General features: G+C 62.0%; 15 protein-coding genes. 2 read left to right on the top strand and 13 right to left on the bottom strand.

Features of this window, described 5'->3' with window-relative positions:
- Positions 1-7 precede the first annotated feature (7 nt).
- Positions 8-478, bottom strand: coding sequence for a 30S ribosomal protein S7 (gene rpsG / locus NKI21_RS13240; protein WP_008875664.1), 471 nt, complete (start codon positions 476-478; stop codon positions 8-10).
- A 76-nt stretch (positions 479-554) separates the two neighbouring features.
- Positions 555-926, bottom strand: coding sequence for a 30S ribosomal protein S12 (gene rpsL / locus NKI21_RS13235; protein WP_006333356.1), 372 nt, complete (start codon positions 924-926; stop codon positions 555-557).
- 497 nt (positions 927-1423) lie between these two features.
- Between rpsL and NKI21_RS13230 the strand changes: the two genes are divergently transcribed.
- Both NKI21_RS13230 and NKI21_RS13225 read left to right on the top strand, forming a co-directional pair.
- Complete coding sequence (locus NKI21_RS13230) at positions 1424-1705, top strand: transcriptional regulator (RefSeq protein ID WP_013531420.1); 282 nt, start codon at positions 1424-1426, stop codon at positions 1703-1705.
- A gap of 181 nt (positions 1706-1886) precedes the next feature.
- Entirely contained in the window at positions 1887-2813 is a 927-nt protein-coding gene (locus tag NKI21_RS13225; protein WP_352865908.1) for a Gfo/Idh/MocA family protein, read from the top strand.
- 33 nt (positions 2814-2846) lie between these two features.
- Here the strand turns inward: NKI21_RS13225 and NKI21_RS13220 are convergent, their stop codons facing one another.
- From NKI21_RS13220 to NKI21_RS13170, 11 genes are all read right to left on the bottom strand, one after another.
- Entirely contained in the window at positions 2847-3512 is a 666-nt protein-coding gene (locus tag NKI21_RS13220; RefSeq protein WP_023814290.1) for an O-methyltransferase, read from the bottom strand.
- An 81-nt stretch (positions 3513-3593) separates the two neighbouring features.
- A complete protein-coding gene (gene rpoC / locus NKI21_RS13215) occupies positions 3594-7790 on the bottom strand; it encodes a DNA-directed RNA polymerase subunit beta' (protein ID WP_023814289.1) in 4197 nt (1398 codons plus the stop codon).
- Between the two features lie 132 nt (positions 7791-7922).
- Positions 7923-12059, bottom strand: coding sequence for a DNA-directed RNA polymerase subunit beta (gene rpoB, locus NKI21_RS13210; RefSeq protein ID WP_023814288.1), 4137 nt, complete (start codon positions 12057-12059; stop codon positions 7923-7925).
- A 251-nt stretch (positions 12060-12310) separates the two neighbouring features.
- Positions 12311-12688 (bottom strand): 50S ribosomal protein L7/L12, encoded by a 378-nt coding sequence (rplL, locus tag NKI21_RS13205; RefSeq protein ID WP_027038853.1) that lies wholly within the window; start codon positions 12686-12688, stop codon positions 12311-12313.
- Between the two features lie 54 nt (positions 12689-12742).
- Positions 12743-13261, bottom strand: coding sequence for a 50S ribosomal protein L10 (gene rplJ, locus NKI21_RS13200; protein ID WP_013531412.1), 519 nt, complete (start codon positions 13259-13261; stop codon positions 12743-12745).
- A 394-nt stretch (positions 13262-13655) separates the two neighbouring features.
- Entirely contained in the window at positions 13656-14354 is a 699-nt protein-coding gene (gene rplA / locus NKI21_RS13195) for a 50S ribosomal protein L1 (RefSeq protein ID WP_013531411.1), read from the bottom strand.
- 4 nt (positions 14355-14358) lie between these two features.
- Positions 14359-14787 carry a 50S ribosomal protein L11 gene (rplK, locus tag NKI21_RS13190; protein WP_013531410.1) on the bottom strand — a complete coding sequence of 143 codons (429 nt, stop codon included), beginning with the start codon at positions 14785-14787 and terminating at the stop codon, positions 14359-14361.
- Between the two features lie 158 nt (positions 14788-14945).
- The gene (nusG, locus tag NKI21_RS13185) at positions 14946-15473 is read right to left on the bottom strand and encodes a transcription termination/antitermination protein NusG (RefSeq protein WP_013531409.1); all 528 of its coding nucleotides are present in this window, start codon (positions 15471-15473) and stop codon (positions 14946-14948) included.
- A gap of 27 nt (positions 15474-15500) precedes the next feature.
- On the bottom strand, positions 15501-15704 hold the full coding sequence (gene secE, locus NKI21_RS13180) for a preprotein translocase subunit SecE (protein ID WP_013531408.1): 204 nt from the start codon (positions 15702-15704) through the stop codon (positions 15501-15503).
- A 370-nt stretch (positions 15705-16074) separates the two neighbouring features.
- Positions 16075-17199: an NAD(P)/FAD-dependent oxidoreductase gene (locus NKI21_RS13175; RefSeq protein ID WP_023814287.1), complete on the bottom strand. Its 1125-nt coding sequence runs from the start codon at positions 17197-17199 to the stop codon at positions 16075-16077.
- 79 nt (positions 17200-17278) lie between these two features.
- Positions 17279-18820 carry an amino acid ABC transporter permease/ATP-binding protein gene (locus NKI21_RS13170; RefSeq protein ID WP_023814286.1) on the bottom strand — a complete coding sequence of 514 codons (1542 nt, stop codon included), beginning with the start codon at positions 18818-18820 and terminating at the stop codon, positions 17279-17281.
- Positions 18821-19004 lie beyond the last annotated feature (184 nt).

Below are 19004 nucleotides of genomic sequence, written 5' to 3'. Positions count from 1 at the left end.
TCGCGCTTTACCAGCGGTAGTGCGCGAAAGCGCGGTTGGCTTCAGCCATCTTGTGGGTGTCTTCACGCTTCTTGACAGCCGTGCCGCGGTTGTTGGCCGCATCCATCAGCTCGCCGGAGAGGCGGTCGACCATCGTGGTCTCGTTGCGGTTGCGGGCCGCCGCGATCAGCCAGCGAATGGCCAATGCCTGGCGGCGCTCGGGGCGCACGTCGACCGGAACCTGGTAGGTGGCGCCACCGACACGACGCGAACGCACTTCAACATGCGGCGCGACATTGTCGAGCGCCTGATGGAAGACGGTGACTGGCTCCTGCTTGGTCTTCGACTGAACCTGGTCGAGCGCGCCGTAGACGATGGTCTCGGCGACCGACTTCTTGCCGTCATACATAACGGCGTTCATGAACTTGGTGACGATCAGATCGCCGAACTTCGGGTCCGGATTGATCTCACGCTTTTCTGCACTGTGACGACGCGACATGGCTTTTGTCTCTCAATCTCATAGCCCGACGCACTCAAGAAGCGCCAAGGCCGGAAAATCTTACTTCGGACGCCCCTTACTTCGGACGCTTGGCGCCGTACTTCGAACGGCGCTGCTTGCGGTTCTTCACACCCTGCGTGTCGAGCACGCCGCGGATGATGTGGTAGCGAACGCCCGGAAGATCCTTGACGCGGCCGCCGCGGATCATGACCACGGAGTGTTCCTGAAGGTTGTGGCCTTCGCCGGGGATGTACCCGATCACTTCAAAACCATTGGTCAGGCGGATCTTGGCCACCTTGCGCAGCGCCGAGTTCGGCTTCTTCGGCGTCGTTGTATAGACGCGCGTGCAGACGCCCCGCTTCTGCGGGTTCTGCTGCATGGCCGGGACCTTGTTGCGCTTCACCGGCGCAATGCGCGGCTTGCGGATCAGCTGGTTGACGGTAGGCATTAAACCCTCTTGTCTCTCAATTCCGTGTCTCGCCCGGTCAGGGCCGCTCAAAGCGTCATTTCCATACGCAAATTCGGGCCATAAACCGCGCCTCGCGGTCTTGCCCGAACAAAAGGCAGAGGAAGCGGAAGCCGCTTCGTGCACGCCGGAAATGTCTTTTCGCTCGTAAAACGAACCCTGTTTGAGGCAAACTCCAAAGCGTGTCGCTTCGGAAGGGAGAGCCTCACATCGGTTCTGACTGGGCGGCTTCTACTCGTAAGACTGCGGACCGTCAAGCCCGGAGCACCAAATATTGCGCGCCGACCAAGGCTTGGCAGCCATGCGAAAACCGCATGTAATTTTCTTTCGCATTTTTGCAAGAGCGAGGAAGAAAGTGACAAGCCTTCAGGCAAAGTGAATGGGTTTGCGCTGTTGCGCGGCCTTGCTTCATGCGAAAAGGCCGCATGAGCAGTCAGAACCCCCTCGCCCGCCCACCCGCTGCCAAGAGGAATCGGCCCGTGAACGACAACGAAGAACGCCCGGTCACCATCATCACCGGCCGGGTGTGGAAGAAAAAAGGCGGCAAACCGGAAGGCGTCCACGTCATGCTGGTTGCGCCCGACGACGATTCGGCGGTGCGCCGGGCACTCGAATCGCTTGCCGCCGAAGGGTACGCCGAGGCCGAGCTCGACCAGATCGGCGACATGGACGGCATCCCCGACGAAGAGCCGCATATCTCCGCCTTCCAGGGCGCGCTCGAAGGCGAAGTGTCGATCGTCACCTTCGACGTGCCGATCTGACCCCGACCTCCCGGTCCAGCTTTCGAATCGGCTACCGAGACGAATCGGCGACCGAGGCCTTCCCAGCCAAAAATGTGCACTGCCGCTCGAGGAAGGCTGAGCTTGCCTGCTCGGCTTCGGCTTGCCCGGGGCAAGTGTTCTGATAAGAAACCATCACCATCATCAAACAGACGGAGCGGCCGTGTCCCAGCCCATCAAGATAGGCATCGTCGGCGTCGGCAAGATCGTCCACGACCAGCATCTGCCGGCTCTGGCGAAAGACCAGGACTATCGCCTCATCGCGGCCGCAAGCCGGCATGGCAAGGTAGAAGACATCCCCAATTTCACTGATATCGAAGCCATGCTCGATGCCGTTCCCGAACTCGAGGCCGTGTCGCTCTGCATGCCGCCGCAGTTCCGCTACGACGCGGCGCGCACCGCGCTGATGGCGAAGAAGCATGTCTTCCTGGAGAAGCCGCCTGGCGCCACTGTCAGCGAGGTCGAGGACCTCAAGACATTGGCCGCGCAGAACGGCGTCTCGCTGTTCGCCAGCTGGCACTCGCGCTATGCGCCGGCGGTCGAGGCCGCGCGCGCATTTCTCGACACGTCCAAGATCAAGTCGGCCGCCATCAACTGGAAGGAAGATGTGCGCCGCTGGCACCCGAACCAGGAATGGATCTGGGCTCCCGGCGGTTTTGGCGTCTTCGATCCCGGCATCAACGCGCTCTCGATTGCCACCCATATCCTGCCGGCGATGTTCATCACCTCGGCGGTGTTGGATTTTCCCGAAAACCGCGCCTCCCCGGTTGCCGCGCGCGTCGCCTTCCGCACCTCGAATGGATTGCCGGTGACGATGGATCTCGACTGGCTGCAGACCGGCCCGCAAAGCTGGGACATCCTGGCCGAGACCGACAAGGGCGCCATGGTGCTGTCGGGCGGCGGCTCGAAGCTCGCCATCGACGGCAAGGTGGTTCATGACGAGCCGGAGGCCGAGTACCCGATGCTCTACAAGCGCTTTGCCGAAATCGTGCGCGCCGGCACCTCCGATGTCGACCTCGCGCCCCTCCAGCATGTGGCCGACGCCTTCATGCTCGGCAAGCGCAACGTGGTCGAGGCTTTTTTCGATTGAACAGGGGCGGCTTGGCTGTTCGCCGATCGGCCGTCACTCCACAATCGCAATGGCAAAGCCATCATAGCCTTTGGCGCCGACGGTCTGGATGGCGGTGCCGTCCAGACGCTTCTCGCTGCCGATGAACGAGAATGCGGCGCGTGCCCCTTCTACATTGGGATCACGGCCACCCTGATCGAGCACTGCGCCGTCGCGGATGACGTTGTCGCAGACGATGACGGTTCCGGGCCGCGACAACCGCATGGCCCAGGATAGGTAGTGCGGATTGTTCGGCTTGTCGGCATCGATGAAGATGAAGTCGAATGGACCGGCATGCTCGGCGCCAAGTGCTGCAAGCGACTGAAGCGCCGGACCGACCCGCAGTTCCACCCGCTCCAAGACGCCTGCCCGCTCGAAATTCGATCGCGCGACGCTGGCGTGATGCGGGTCGAGTCCAAGTGTCACGATCTTGCCGTCGGCAGGCAGTGCGCGCGCCATCCAGATGGTCGAATAGCCGCCCAGCGTGCCGATTTCGAGAACCTTTTTGGCTCCCCGCATCCGCGCAAGAAGGGAAAGCAGCTTGCCCTGCGCCGGCGACACGTCGATCGCCGGCAGGCCCTGATCGTGGTTGGCCGCCAGAACGGCATCAAGCACGGGGTCCGCCTCAAACAGGGAACCGACGATGTAGTCGTCGACTGCCGCCCAGCTTCTTTTGCTCATCGTTTTCTTCTCCGATCCAATTGGAGACCTAAACGCGAAAAGGGGCCATTCGGCCCCTTTTCCTCTTCCCTTTCCGTCCGCTTACTGCGCGGCGGTTGTCATGTCGGCCAGCATCGGCTCGGCGACTTCCACACCCGAGGCCTTGCGGCGCTCGTCGATGATCAGTTCGTCGCGCGAGGTGGCGATGCGCCGAATCTGGCTCATCGTGCCGCCGGTGCCGGCCGGGATAAGCCGGCCGACGATGACGTTTTCCTTCAGTCCCTGCAGCATGTCGGTCTTGCCGGCAACCGCGGCTTCCGTCAGCACTCGGGTCGTCTCCTGGAAGGAGGCGGCCGAGATGAAGGATGGCGTCTGCAGCGATGCCTTGGTGATGCCGAGCAGCACCGGCAGGCCTTCGGCCGGCTTCTTGCCGTCCTCGACCAGACGCTCGTTGACCTCTTCCAGTTCGATCACGTCGACATGATCGCCCGGAATGTAGGTCGAGTCGCCCTGCACCGTGATCTCGACCTTCTGCAGCATCTGGCGAACGATCACCTCGATGTGCTTGTCGTTGATCTGCACGCCCTGCAGACGATAGACTTCCTGGATCTCGTTGACGAGGTAGGAAGCAAGTGCCTCCACGCCCTTGATCGCCAGGATGTCGTGCGGCGCCGGATTGCCGTCGAGGATGTAGTCGCCCTTCTCGATGACGTCGCCGTCCTGGAGATGGAACGGCTTGCCCTTCGGGATCAGGTATTCGACCGGCTCAAGCGTCGAGTCATGCGGCTCGATGATGATGCGACGCTTGTTCTTGTAGTCGCGGCCGAAGCGGATCGTGCCGTCGATCTCGGCGATGATGGCGTGATCCTTCGGACGACGTGCCTCGAACAGTTCGGCAACACGCGGCAGACCGCCGGTGATGTCCTTGGTCTTGGCGCTTTCCATCGGAATACGCGCCAGCACGTCGCCGGGACGAACCTGCGAGCCCGGCTCGACCGAAAGAATGGCCTCGACCGAGAGCAGGAAGCGCGCGTCGCCGCCCTTCGACAGCTTGCCGACCTTGCCCTTGGCGTCCTGGATCGCGATCGCCGGCTTCAGGTCGTTACCGCGTGGCGTCGAGCGCCAGTCGATGACCTCACGCTTGGTGATGCCGGTCGACTCGTCGGCCGTTTCCTGAACGGAAATGCCGTCGACCAGATCCTCGTACGACACCCTGCCCTCGATTTCGGTGAGGACTGGACGGGTATAGGGATCCCACTCGGCGATACGCTGGCCGCGCTTCACCTTGTCACCATCGTCCACGAAGATGCGCGAACCATAGGTGAGACGGTGCGAGGCGCGCTCCTTGCCGGCTTCGTCGAGGATCAGCACCGCCATGTTGCGGCCCATGACCATCTGCTGGCCGTCGGAGTTGCGCACCACGTTGCGGTTGCGGATCTCGACCTTGCCCTCATACGAGGCTTCAAGGAACGAGCTGTCCACCACCTGCGCGGTACCGCCCATGTGGAAGGTACGCATGGTGAGCTGCGTGCCCGGCTCGCCGATCGACTGCGCCGCGATGACGCCGACGGCTTCGCCCTGGTTGACCGGGGTGCCGCGGGCAAGATCGCGACCGTAGCAGACCGCGCAGACGCCAACCCTGACTTCGCAAGTCAGTGCCGAGCGGATGCGGACCGACTGGACGCCGGCCTTTTCGATCTGTTCCACGTCACGCTCGTCCATCAGCGTTCCGGCCTTGACCAGGATCTCGCCCGACACCGGATGTGTGATGTCGTCGAGCGACGTACGGCCCAGCACGCGCTGGCCGACCGAAGCGACGACCTGACCGGCATCGACGATCGGCTGCATGGTGAGGCCCTTGTCGGTGCCGCAGTCGACGGAGTTGACGATGCAGTCCTGCGCCACGTCGACCAGACGACGGGTGAGGTAACCCGAGTTCGCCGTCTTCAAGGCGGTGTCGGCCAGACCCTTGCGGGCGCCGTGGGTCGAGTTGAAGTACTCGAGCACGGTCAGGCCTTCCTTGAAGTTCGAGATGATCGGCGTCTCGATGATTTCACCCGACGGCTTGGCCATAAGGCCGCGCATGCCGGCGAGCTGACGCATCTGGGTGGGCGAGCCACGCGCACCGGAGTGCGACATCATGTAGATCGAGTTCATCGGCTTCTGACGGCCATTGTCCTCGAACTCGACCGCCTTGATGCGGGCCATCATTTCGTCGGCGACCTTTTCCGAGCACTTGGCCCAGGCGTCGACGACCTTGTTGTACTTCTCGCCCTGCGTGATCAGACCGTCATTGTACTGCTGCTCGTATTCCTTGGCCAAAGCCTCGGTGTCGGAGACCAGCTTGATCTTGGCATCCGGGATCAGCATGTCGTCCTTGCCGAACGAAATGCCGGCACGGCAGGCATGGCTGAAGCCGAGCGCCATGATGCGGTCGCAGAAAATGACCGTCTCCTTCTGACCGCAGTGGCGGTAGACGGTGTCGATCATCTTGGAGATGTTCTTCTTGGTCATCTCCTGGTTGGCGGTCTCGTAAGGCACGTTGACGTTCTTCGGCAGAAGCTCGCCGATGATCATGCGGCCAGGCGTGGTGTCATGGATCTTCGACACGACCTTGCCTTCGGCGTCGACCGTACGGAAACGACCCTTGATCTTGGAGTGCAGCGTCACCGCCTTGGTCTCGAGCGCGTGCTGGAGTTCGCCCATATCGGCAAACACCATGCCTTCGCCCGGCTCGTTCTGGTTGACGATCGAGAGATAGTAGAGACCCAGAACCATGTCCTGCGACGGCACGATGATCGGCGCGCCGGAAGCCGGGTGCAGGATGTTGTTGGTCGACATCATCAGCACGCGGGCTTCAAGCTGCGCTTCCAGCGACAGCGGCACGTGAACGGCCATCTGGTCGCCGTCGAAGTCGGCGTTGAAGGCCGTGCAGACCAGCGGGTGCAGCTGGATCGCCTTGCCCTCGATCAGGATCGGCTCGAACGCCTGGATGCCGAGACGGTGCAGCGTCGGCGCACGGTTCAGCAGCACCGGATGCTCGCGGATGACCTCGTCGAGGATATCCCAGACTTCCGGACGCTCCTTTTCGACCAGCTTCTTCGCCTGCTTGACGGTCGAGGAGTAACCCTTGGCGTCGAGACGGGCGTAGATGAAGGGCTTGAACAGTTCGAGCGCCATCTTCTTGGGCAGGCCGCACTGGTGCAGCTTGAGCTCCGGACCGGTCACGATGACCGAGCGGCCGGAATAGTCGACGCGCTTGCCGAGCAGGTTCTGACGGAACCGGCCCTGCTTGCCCTTGAGCATGTCGGACAGCGACTTCAGCGGACGCTTGTTGGCGCCGGTGATGACGCGGCCGCGGCGGCCGTTGTCGAACAGCGCATCGACGGCTTCCTGCAGCATGCGCTTTTCATTGCGCACGATGATGCCGGGAGCGCGCAGCTCGATCAGCCGCTTCAGACGGTTGTTGCGGTTGATGACGCGGCGATAGAGGTCGTTCAGATCCGACGTGGCGAAGCGTCCACCATCCAGAGGAACCAGCGGGCGCAAGTCCGGCGGGATCACCGGAACCACCTTCATGATCATCCATTCCGGACGGTTGCCGGATTCCATGAAGTTCTCGACGACCTTGAGCCGCTTCAGATACTTCTTCTGCTTCAGCTCGGAGGTGGTCGAAGCCAGTTCCGAACGCAGGTCGCCGGCGATCTTCTCCAGGTCCATGCCGGCCAGAAGGTCGTGAATGGCCTCGGCGCCGATCATGGCGGTGAACGAATCCTCGCCATACTCGTCGACGGCGATCATGTACTCTTCCTCGCTGAGCAGCTGGTGCTCCTTCAGCGCGGTGAGGCCAGGTTCGGTGACGATGTAGTTCTCGAAGTAGAGGACGCGCTCGATGTCCTTCAGGGTCATGTCGAGCAGCGTGCCGATGCGCGACGGCAGCGACTTCAGGAACCAGATATGGGCGACCGGTGCCGCCAGCTCGATATGGCCCATGCGCTCGCGGCGAACGCGCGACAGCGTGACTTCAACGCCGCACTTCTCGCAGATGACGCCCTTGTACTTCATGCGCTTGTACTTGCCGCACAGGCACTCATAGTCCTTGATCGGGCCAAAAATGCGCGCGCAGAACAGACCGTCACGCTCCGGCTTGAAGGTGCGGTAGTTGATGGTCTCCGGCTTCTTGATCTCGCCGAAAGACCAGGACAGAATCTTCTCAGGGCTGGCAAGCGATATCCGGATGGAATCGAACACCTGCGCAGGCGCCTGCGGATTGAAGAGATTCATGACCTCTTGGTTCATGCCGTTCTCCTTTTCGGGATCCTCGAAGACCCCTTGCATCTAGTCGCGAGCCAAACGCCCGCCGTCGTGTGTCGGCCACCGGCCGAACAATTTGGTGCGCTCGGTCGCGATTTCCGCGACCGAGCGTCTTGTTTACTCGGCCGCGTCGGGCAGCCGGACAGGGTTGTCGTCGAGCTTGGTGTTCTCCAGCTCGACATTGAGGCCGAGAGACCGCATTTCCTTGACGAGAACGTTGAAGCTCTCGGGGATGCCGGCCTCGAAGGTGTCGTCGCCACGGACGATCGCCTCGTAGACCTTGGTACGGCCGGCGACGTCGTCGGACTTCACCGTCAGCATTTCCTGCAGCGTGTAGGCGGCGCCGTATGCTTCGAGCGCCCAGACTTCCATCTCGCCGAAGCGCTGGCCACCGAACTGCGCCTTGCCGCCCAGCGGCTGCTGCGTGACGAGCGAGTACGGACCGATCGAACGCGCGTGGATCTTGTCGTCCACGAGATGGTGAAGCTTGAGCATATATATGTAGCCCATCGTCACCTTGCGATCGAACGGCTCGCCCGTGCGTCCGTCATAGAGCTGCGACTGACCGCTGGTGTGCAGGCCCGCCTGCTCCAGCATGATGTTGATGTCAGCCTCATGCGCGCCGTCGAACACCGGGGTCGCGATCGAGACGCCGCGGCGCATCTGCTCGCTGAGGCGAACGATGCTCTCGTCGTCATAGTCACGAACCGGCTCGTTGCGGTCGTTGGCCGGGATGAAGCTCTCGAGCGTCTTGCGCAGCGGCTTGATGTCGCCGGCTGCCTTGTACGTGTCGATCAGCTCGCCGATCTTCCTGCCCATGCCCGCGCATGCCCAGCCCAGATGCGTTTCCAGGATCTGGCCGACATTCATGCGGCTCGGCACACCCAGCGGGTTGAGCACGATATCGGCATGCGTGCCGTCCTCGAGGAAAGGCATGTCCTCGACCGGAACGATCCGCGACACGACACCCTTGTTGCCGTGACGGCCGGCCATCTTGTCGCCGGGCTGCATCTTGCGCTTCACGGCCACGAAGACCTTGACCATCTTCATGACGCCCGGAGGCATTTCGTCGCCGCGCTGGACCTTCTCGACCTTGTCCATGAAACGCTGTTCGAGCGCCTTCTTGGAATCGTCGTACTGGCCACGCAGGGCTTCCAGTTCGCTCTGGAGCTTTTCGTTCTCCACGGCAAACTGCCACCACTGCGAACGCGGATACTCGTCGAGCGTATCCTTGGACAGCGTCGAGCCCTTCTTGAAGCCCTTCGGTCCGGCGATCGCTTCCTTGCCGACGAGCACGTCGGAAAGACGCGCGTAGACGTTACGGTCCAGAATGGCCTGCTCGTCGTCGCGGTCCTTGGCGAGGCGTTCGATCTCCTCGCGCTCGATCGCCATGGCGCGCTCGTCCTTCTCCACACCGTGGCGATTGAAGACGCGCACCTCGACGACGGTGCCGAAAGTGCCAGGAGGCATGCGCATCGAGGTGTCGCGCACATCGGATGCCTTTTCGCCGAAGATGGCGCGCAGAAGCTTCTCTTCCGGCGTCATTGGGCTTTCGCCCTTCGGCGTGATCTTGCCGACCAGGATGTCGCCCGGCTGAACTTCCGCACCGATGTAGACGATGCCGGCTTCGTCGAGGTTCTTCAGCGCTTCTTCCGAGACGTTCGGAATATCGCGCGTGATTTCCTCCGGCCCGAGCTTGGTATCGCGCGCCATGACCTCAAACTCCTCGATATGGATCGAGGTGAAGACGTCATCGGCCACGATGCGTTCGGACAGGAGGATCGAGTCCTCGTAGTTGTAGCCATTCCACGGCATGAACGCGACCAGCACGTTGCGGCCGAGCGCCAGATCACCGAGCTCGGTCGACGGACCGTCGGCGATGATGTCGCCCTTGTTGACGAGGTCACCCATGCGAACCAGCGGACGCTGGTTGATGCAGGTGTTCTGGTTCGAACGCTGGAACTTCATCAACCGGTAGATATCGACGCCGGACTTGCCCGGATCGAGATCTTCGGTGGCGCGGATAACGATACGCGTCGCGTCCACCTGGTCGACGATGCCGCCGCGGCGGGCGCCGATGGCGGCGCCCGAGTCACGGGCGACGATCGGCTCCATGCCGGTGCCGACGAACGGCGCCTCGGCGCGCACCAGCGGCACGGCCTGACGCTGCATGTTCGAGCCCATCAGAGCGCGGTTGGCGTCGTCGTTTTCCAGGAACGGGATCAGGGCCGCGGCCACCGACACCATCTGCTTGGGCGACACGTCCATCAGATCGACGTTTTCGCGCGGCGCCATCATCACTTCGCCGGCACTGCGGCAAATGACAAATTCGTCGACGAAACCACCGTTCTTGTCGAGCTCGGCGTTGGCCTGCGCGACGTGGTGCTTGGCCTCTTCCATCGCCGAGAGATAGACGACGTCATTGGTCAGCTTGCCGTCGACGATCTTGCGGTACGGGCTCTCGATGAAGCCGTACTTGTTGACGCGTGCGAAGGTGGCCAGCGAGTTGATCAGACCGATATTCGGGCCTTCCGGCGTCTCGATCGGGCAGATGCGGCCGTAATGCGTCGGGTGCACGTCGCGCACCTCGAAGCCGGCGCGCTCGCGGGTCAGACCGCCCGGTCCAAGCGCCGAAAGGCGGCGCTTGTGGGTGATCTCCGACAGCGGGTTGGTCTGATCCATGAACTGCGACAGCTGCGAGGAACCGAAGAACTCGCGCACGGCGGCAGCCGCCGGCTTGGCGTTGATCAGGTCCTGCGGCATGACCGTGTCGATCTCGATCGAGGACATACGCTCCTTGATCGCGCGCTCCATGCGCAGCAGGCCGACGCGGTACTGGTTTTCCATCAGCTCGCCGACCGAACGCACGCGGCGGTTGCCGAGATTGTCGATGTCGTCGATCTCGCCCTTGCCGTCGCGCAGTTCGACCAGCGTCCTGACCACGGCCAGGATGTCGTCCTTGCGCAGCACGCGCACGGTGTCCTCGGCCTTGAGTTCGAGGCGCATGTTCATCTTGACGCGGCCGACGGCTGACAGATCGTAGCGCTCACTGTCGAAGAACAGCGAGTTGAACATGGCTTCGGCGGTTTCGAGCGTCGGCGGCTCGCCGGGGCGCATGACACGATAGATGTCGAACAGCGCGTCCTGGCGGCTCTCGTTCTTGTCGACGTTGAGCGTGTTGCGGATATAGGCGCCGACATTGACGTGGTCGATGTCGAGAACCTTGATCTCGTCTTCGCCGGTGCCGAGCAGAACCTTCAGCGTCTTCTCGTCGATCTCGTCCCCGGCTTCGAGGAATATCTCGCCGGTGGCGTAGTTGACGATGTCCTCGGCCAGGTAGTTGCCGAGCAGATCCTCGTCGGTCGCCTTGATCGCCTTCAGACCCTTTTCGCCAAGCGCCCGAGCCTGACGTGCCGTGATCTTCTTGCCGGCTTCGACGACGACTTCGCCGGTATCGGCATCGACCAGGTCGCCGACGGCCTTGAGGCCGCGGAAACGCTCGACGTTGAACGGAATGCGCCAATGGTCGCCGGCGCGCTTGTAGGTGATCTTGTTGTAGAAGGTCGACAGGATCTCTTCGCCGTCCATGCCGAGCGCCATCAGCAGCGACGTCACCGGAATCTTGCGGCGACGATCGATGCGGGCGTGCACGACGTCCTTGGAATCGAACTCGATATCGAGCCACGAGCCGCGATAGGGGATGACGCGCGCGGCAAACAGAAGCTTGCCCGACGAGTGCGACTTGCCCTTGTCATGGTCGAAGAAAACGCCCGGCGAACGGTGCATCTGCGAAACGATCACGCGCTCGGTGCCGTTGACGATGAAGGTGCCGTTCAGCGTCATGAGCGGCATGTCGCCCATGTAGACGTCCTGCTCCTTGATGTCCTTGATGGACTTGGCGCCGGTATCCTCGTCGATATCGAACACGATGAGGCGCAGCGTCACCTTGAGCGGCGCGGCATAGGTGAGGTCGCGCTGACGGCATTCGTCAACGTCGAATTTCGGTCCTTCGAACTCGTACTTCACGAACTCCAGCATCGAGGAGCCGGAAAAATCGGAGATCGGGAAGACCGACTTGAAAACGGCCTGCAGTCCCTCGTCCGGACGCCCACCCTTGGGCTCCGCCACCATCAGGAACTGGTCATAGGATGCCTTCTGAACCTCGATCAGGTTCGGCATCTCCGCAACTTCCGGAATCTTTCCGAAGAACTTGCGTACGCGTCTGCGGCCATTGAAAGTCTGGGTCTGGGCCATCGTCGCTCCTTAGCTCTAAACTCGGGACGAGCCTCGCCGCGGCTCGCCTTGCATGCTGGGCCACCTTGGCGGCAACCCTCTGTCTGTTTTCCCGGCGCCTGTCGGCGGCCGGCTAGAACGGGAGAAAACCCGTTTCCTGAAGGCCGGTTTTCGGCCCTCAGGAAAGAGGTTCTCGCAGATCTCGCGTTACGCGCTCTCCCTTCGGGCGAAGGGAGTGGCGGACGGCGCGAGGCCGTCCGCCGCTTTAACGCTTACTTCAGTTCGACCTTGGCGCCGGCTGCTTCCAGCTGGGCCTTGAACTTGTCAGCGTCGGCCTTGGAAACGGCTTCCTTGACCGGCTTCGGAGCCGCTTCGACCAGATCCTTGGCTTCCTTGAGGCCAAGACCGGTGATGGCGCGGACTTCCTTGATGACGTTGATCTTCTGAGCGCCTGCCTCGGTGAGGACGACGTCGAATTCCGTCTTTTCCTCGACCGGAGCAGCCGCGGCCGCACCACCGCCAGCGGCGGCAACAGCCACCGGAGCAGCGGCGGAAACGCCCCACTTTTCTTCCAGAAGCTTCGACAGCTCGGCCGCCTCGAGGACGGTCAGCTTCGAAAGGTCGTCTACGATCTTTGCGAGATCAGCCATTGTTGTGTTCCTTCATAAGGTTCGAACGTGTGTTTGTGATAGCGAGGAACGGCCTCATGCCGCCTCGTCCTTCCGGGCGTAAGCGCCGATGACGCGCGCGACCGAGGCCGCTGGCGCATTGACGATCTGGGCGATCCGGGTTGCCGGCGTGGCGATCATGCCAACCAGCCTGGCGCGCAGCTCATCGAGCGACGGAAGTGTGGCGAGTGCCTTCACACCGTCGGCATTGAGCGAGGTGGTGCCCATTGCGCCGCCGAGAATGACGAGCTTGTCATTTCCCTTGGCGAAATCGGACGCGACCTTCGGCGCCGCAATCGGATCCTCCGAATAAGCAATCAGCGTCTGTCCCTTGAACAGCTCGATGATCGATGCGGAGTCCGTGCCCTGAAGAGCGATTTTGGCGAGACGGTTCTTCGCGACTTTGACGGTGCCACCGGCGGCGCGCATTTTCGACCGAAGGTCGTTCATTTGCGCGACGGTGATACCGGCGTAGTGGGCCACGACCACTGAACCTGCGTTCGAGAACGCACCGTTCAGGCCCGTGACGAGTTCGCGTTTTTCCGCTCTGTCCACTGCCTATCTCCAGTTGACCCCAATCCTGTTAACGGGAACATCCCATTGACGAGGACAGGCGTCGGGTTGCCTTTTGTCGGCCGGGCCATCCAGTAACGGATCTCCCGAACGACGCTCGAGGATCCTGCCCCCTTTCGCCACATCGACAGTCAAGCCGGCGATGCGCAGACAAAAGGCAAACACGGTTCGAACCTTTCATTGGAGCAATCGCTCCGTTGTCCGGTCTTCACCCGTCTCATGCAGGCCCAAATCGAATTAAGGCTTCTGGGCCGCCTGCAATCTCGGACAGGATGTCCGGAAGCCTTTCGACTTCCGGCACCGGGCCGCCAACTAGGTCGGAGGCCCGGAATTCACTTGCGGATCAGCCGCTTAGCGGCCGATCCAAATGTTCGTATCAGGACGCGTTGAGCGTCGCGACGTCGAGCTTGAGGCCCGGGCCCATCGTCGAGGTGACCGACACCTTCTTGACGTAGTTGCCCTTGGCGCCAGTCGGCTTTGCCTTGGTCACCGCATCGGCGAAGGCGCGGATGTTCTCTTCCAGCGCCTTGACGTCGAACGAGACCTTGCCGACGCCGGCATGGACGATGCCAGCCTTCTCGACACGGAACTCGACGGCGCCGCCCTTGGATGCCTTGACGGCGGCGGCAACGTCGGTGGTGACGGTGCCGACCTTCGGGTTCGGCATCATGCCGCGCGGGCCGAGCACTTTGCCCAGACGACCGACCAGCGGCATCATGTCCGGCGTGGCGATGCAGCGATCGAAATCGATCGTGCCCTTCTGGACGATGTCGACCAGATCCTCGGCACCAACGATGTCGGCGCCGGCGGCGCGCGCTTCGTCGGCCTTGTCGCCACGGGCGAACACGGCGACACGCACCGAGCGGCCGGTGCCGTTCGGCAGGTTGACCACGCCGCGGACCATCTGGTCGGCATGGCGCGGGTCGACGCCGAGATTCATGGCGACTTCGATGGTCTCATCGAACTTCACCGAGGAACGGTCCTTGAGCAGCTTCAGCGCATCACCCAGGGCATAAGCCTTGTTGGGATCGATGCCTTCGCGGGTCTTCGATACACGCTTTGCAATCTTTGCCATGATCTTAGCCCACCACTTCCAGACCCATCGAGCGGGCGGAGCCCTCGACCATGCGCATGGCCGCTTCGACGTCGTTTGCGTTCAGGTCTTTCATCTTCGCGGTGGCAATCTCGCGGACCTTGTCACGCGAAACCGTACCGGCCTTGACCTTGCCCGGCTCCTTGGAACCGGACGTCAGGTTCGCTGCCTTCTTCAGGAAGTAGCTCACCGGCGCCGTCTTCATGACGAAGGTGAAGGACTTGTCCTGATAGTAGGTGATGACGACCGGAACCGGCGATCCCTTTTCCATTTCCTGGGTCTGCGCGTTGAACGCCTTGCAGAACTCCATGATGTTGATGCCACGCTGACCAAGCGCCGGGCCGATCGGGGGAGACGGCGTAGCCGATCCCGCTTTCACCTGGAGCTTGAGCTGGCCTGCAATTTTCTTAGCCATCTCTTTTCCTGCCTTTGTCTATGCCGGTCATGCCGGCGGTTGCAGTCTGGTGGTGCGATCCATGCGGCCGGCTAAAGCCGCATTCGTCTCCCACCGTTCTCAGGCCGCGCTTCCGCGCCGCCTCCCCTGATCGCCAAACCGGCGTCAGGGATTTCGGATCAGCCCTTTTCGACCTGTCCGAATTCCAGATCGACCGGCACGGCGCGCCCGAAGATCGAAACTTCCACCTTGAGCCGCGCCCGCTCCTCGTCCACTTCCTGGACGAAACCGTTGAACGACGCGAAGGGACCATCCGAAACGCGGATCGCTTCGCCGATCTCGAACGTGACCGAGGGCTTGGGCCGCTCGACGCCTTCCTGCACCTGGTTCAGGATGCGCTGCGCTTCCGCCTCGGTGATCGGCACCGGCTTGGAGTCACCCAGGAAGCCGGTGACCTTCGGTGTGTTCTTGACCAGCGAGAACACAGCGTCGGTCAAATTCGCCTTCAGCAGCACATAGCCCGGGAAGAACTTGCGCTCGGCATCGACCTTGCGGCCGCGGCGAACTTCGACGACCTTCTCGGTCGGAACCACGATCTGGTGGATGTCGGCGGACAGGCCCTTCTGCTTGGCCTTGTTCTCGATATCCTCGGCGACCTTCTTTTCAAAGTTCGAATAGGCGTGGACGATGTACCAGCGCGCGGTCATTTCAAGACTTCTCCGTAATCGCCGGACTTAGCGTCCGATGCCCAGAATCTGTTCGACCGCAAGGCCCATGAGCTGATCGGCGGTGAAGAAAAAGATCATCGCGATCACTGCGAAGGCCAGAACCATCACCGTCGAGATCATCGTTTCGCGCCGCGACGGCCAAGTCACCTTGGCGGTCTCCGCGCGGACCTGCTGGAGAAAGACGAAAGGATTTGTGGTTTTCGAAGCCATATGCCGCTCTGTCTTCAAGACCCGTTGGCCGGGTCTCCTGGATGATCCCGCTGGCCGGGACGTACCGCCTGAGCGAATTTCGCGCCGAATCAGCGCAATCATTTCGCCCATGCAAATCAGACGCGTAAAGCCGGTTTCCCAGCTCCACGCGTCGCGTGTCTGTTTCGTCTACATAAAACCGATTCTTGATCCACGCAAGTGGCAAGTCTCCGCTTTATGACCAAACACCGCCTCGGAACCATCCAGTCGTTCCGTCCCGGCTATGGCGCTCTTATGCCCCAATCGGGCTAATATGGCAAGCGGGTCGCCGATTTTCAAAGGGCAGACCGCAGAAATGTCGCTGATGGCCACACGAAACAATTCCGAAAGCCTAAGCAAAGCGGCTTGGGCGGAACTTGGCAAGCAGCGGGTGCTCTCTTCCGGTGGCGATCTCGTCGGCAATGAGTTCACCGGCGATCAGGCCAAGCGTCGCGCCGCTGTGGCTGAAGGCGACGTAGTATCCCTGGATATCTTTCAACAAGCCGAAGACCGGCTCGCCGTCGCCCGGAATCGGCTTGGGGCCGACACCATAACTCTCCAATTCCAGCTTTGGATGTCCCTCGAGGACCTTCGCGGCTTGTTCAAGAAGTCCATCAATCGTCGAGCCCTTCACCCCATAGGTGCCGTCTGCATTGATGATTACCTCTTCTTCCGACCAGGCGGAATCGAGCGCGAGGGCTCCGTCCGGCGTCGGGCGGATGGCGACGCGCGGCGTGTTGAGCACGGCCCGAAGAGCCAAATCGACCGGCTTGGTCCTGACCAGCAGCGCGATCGGCGTCCCATCCTCGATATGGTGGCCTGTGGCCGCAACCATTCGCGGCACATCACTGCCGGTCGCCAGGAGGACTGCATCGGCAGGAAAGTCGATGCCGCTGGTCGTGGTGGCGCCAGTGGCACGACCATCGACAACCGTGACCGTGGCCCTGCCGGCATCGGTGACCAGTCGCCCGCCGCGCTCCACGAACTCCGCAATTAATGCATCGATCAGCGATGGCAGGTCGACCCAGCCTTCCCCTGGGTTGAAAATGGCTCCCTGCGGCGTGACGGCGCCTGCGGCAACGCCTGGTGTGACCGCCGCTATGGCGGCCGCGGTCAGGTGCTGTGCGTCATAGCCGAGATCCTTTTCATGGGCGAAGACATCAGCAATCTGGTTCGAGGCGTCGTCCGCATCCCATGTCAGGCCGCCATCGAAACGCAGCCACGCAGCATCCGGATATCTCGCCGACAACGTCCGGTAGCGGTCGATACCGATCATGCGCAAGCGATGATACTCAGCCGACCGCTTGCGCGCTGAATTGAGCCAGGAGAGCGAGCGGCCCGACGCCCCCTTGGCAAGCGGTCCATCGTTGACGAGGATCGTTTCGATGCCAAGCCGCGCGAGATGAACGGCTGTGGAGACACCGAAAATGCCGCCTCCGACAACGACGACCTTCGAGACCGGATGCGATGTAACCATGAGATGTTCTTTCACTGTGTAGAGAGTGGATTGAGCGACCGAAGGCGTTCCACGCATATCGGCCAGATGGCGATGCGGATCACAGCACTTCGGCGAGGAAGTGCTTCAAGCGCGCGCTTTTGGGAGTGTCGAAGATCGCAGCGGGCGTGCCGGCCTCGATGACACGGCCCTCATCCATGAAGATGACCTGATCGGCGACCTTGCGGGCAAAACCCATTTCATGGGTCACCACGACCATTGTCATGCCACGTCGGCCGAGGTCAGCCATCAGGTTGAGAACGCCCTTCACCAGTTCCGGATCGAGAGCGCTCGTCACCTCGTCGAACAGGATCACCTCAGGGTCCATTGCCAGTGCACGGGCGATTGCCACCCGCTGCTGCTGGCCACCGGAAAGACTGCCGGGACGATGGTGTTTGCGTGCGGCAAGGCCAACATCGGCGAGGCGCGCCTCGGCGATGCGCTCGGCTTCCCGCACCGGAAGGCCCTTGACCTTGGTCAGCGACAGCATGACGTTTTCCAGGGCTGTGTGGTCGGGAAACAGGTTGAACTGCTGGAACACCATGCCGACACGCCGGCGCAGCTTTTCGGGCTTCATCGCCAGGATGCTCGCGCCATCGAGCAGCACGTCACCGCCCTTGGGCTCGACCAAGCGGTTAAGGCAGCGCAGCAAGGTCGACTTGCCCGACCCTGACGGACCGATGACGCAGGTGACCGTGCCCGGCTTGACCGTCAGGCTGACGCCCTTCAGGACATCGAGATCGCCATAGGCCATGTCGAGATTGGTGACGGCGAGACTACCACCCTTGAAGCGTGAAAGCGCCGAGCTGTCTTCAGGGCTGGCCTCGGAGAGCGGGCTGCCGACGGCGCTCTCCAGTTCGCTCACCTCGGCAAGGCCGCTGGTGACGAGGCCTGCCTTTTGCTTTCCGACCCGCAGCGAGTTGTCGATGTAATTAACCACGTGGGTCAACGGCACGGTGATCACGAGATAGAACACGCCGGCCAGCAGCAATGGCGACAGGTTTCCGGTGACCACCGCCTGGTCCTGACCGACGCGGAAAATCTCGCGCTCCGATGCGAGCAGACCGAGGAAGTAGACGAGGCTCGAATCCTTGACGTTGCCGATGAACTGGTTGACCAGCGCCGGCAGGACGCGGCGGATGCCCTGCGGGATGACGATCAGGCGCATGCCCTGCCCGTAGCTCATGCTGAGCGCCCGGCAGGCTTCCATTTGCCCGCGCTCGACGCTCTGGATGCCCGAGCGGAAGATTTCGCCGATATAGGCGCCGGCGATCAGGCTGAGGGCCAGAATGCCGAGCGGAAAGGGCGAAGGCCCAAAGATTTCACGGCCGATGCGCGCAAAGCCCTGGCCGATCAGAAGGATCGTGACGATCGCCGGAAGGCCACGGAAAATGTCCGTGTAGACCCGGGCCGGAATGCGCAGCCAGCGCGATTGCGAGATGCCCATGACTGCCAGGATCATGCCGAGCACGACACCCAGCACCGTGGATGCGGCCGCGAGGATCAAGGTGTTCTTCAATCCGATGGTGATCATGCTTGGCAGCACGTCCGCCATGGCTTGCCAGTCAAGGAAACTGCGCCGCAAGTTTTCAAGCCAGTTCATTCGGCCCCCTTTCGGTTGCGCTGTCCGCATCGTCCGACATCAAACGCGGCAGCGCGTGGTCCCGGGCGGGGCGGCCCCCACCCCCCCCCCGCCGGGGGGGGGTGAGGGTTATGGGAGTGTTTGTTGAAATGACGCAGACTCGCTAAAAATATAAAAAAAAACACCCACACCACACAACAACAAG

The sequence above is a fragment of the Mesorhizobium sp. M0715 genome, from assembly GCF_040320355.1.
Lineage (GTDB): Bacteria > Pseudomonadota > Alphaproteobacteria > Rhizobiales > Rhizobiaceae > Mesorhizobium.
The sequence above is the reverse complement of the archived record's forward strand: the minus strand, read 5'-3'. Positions and strand labels throughout refer to the sequence as shown.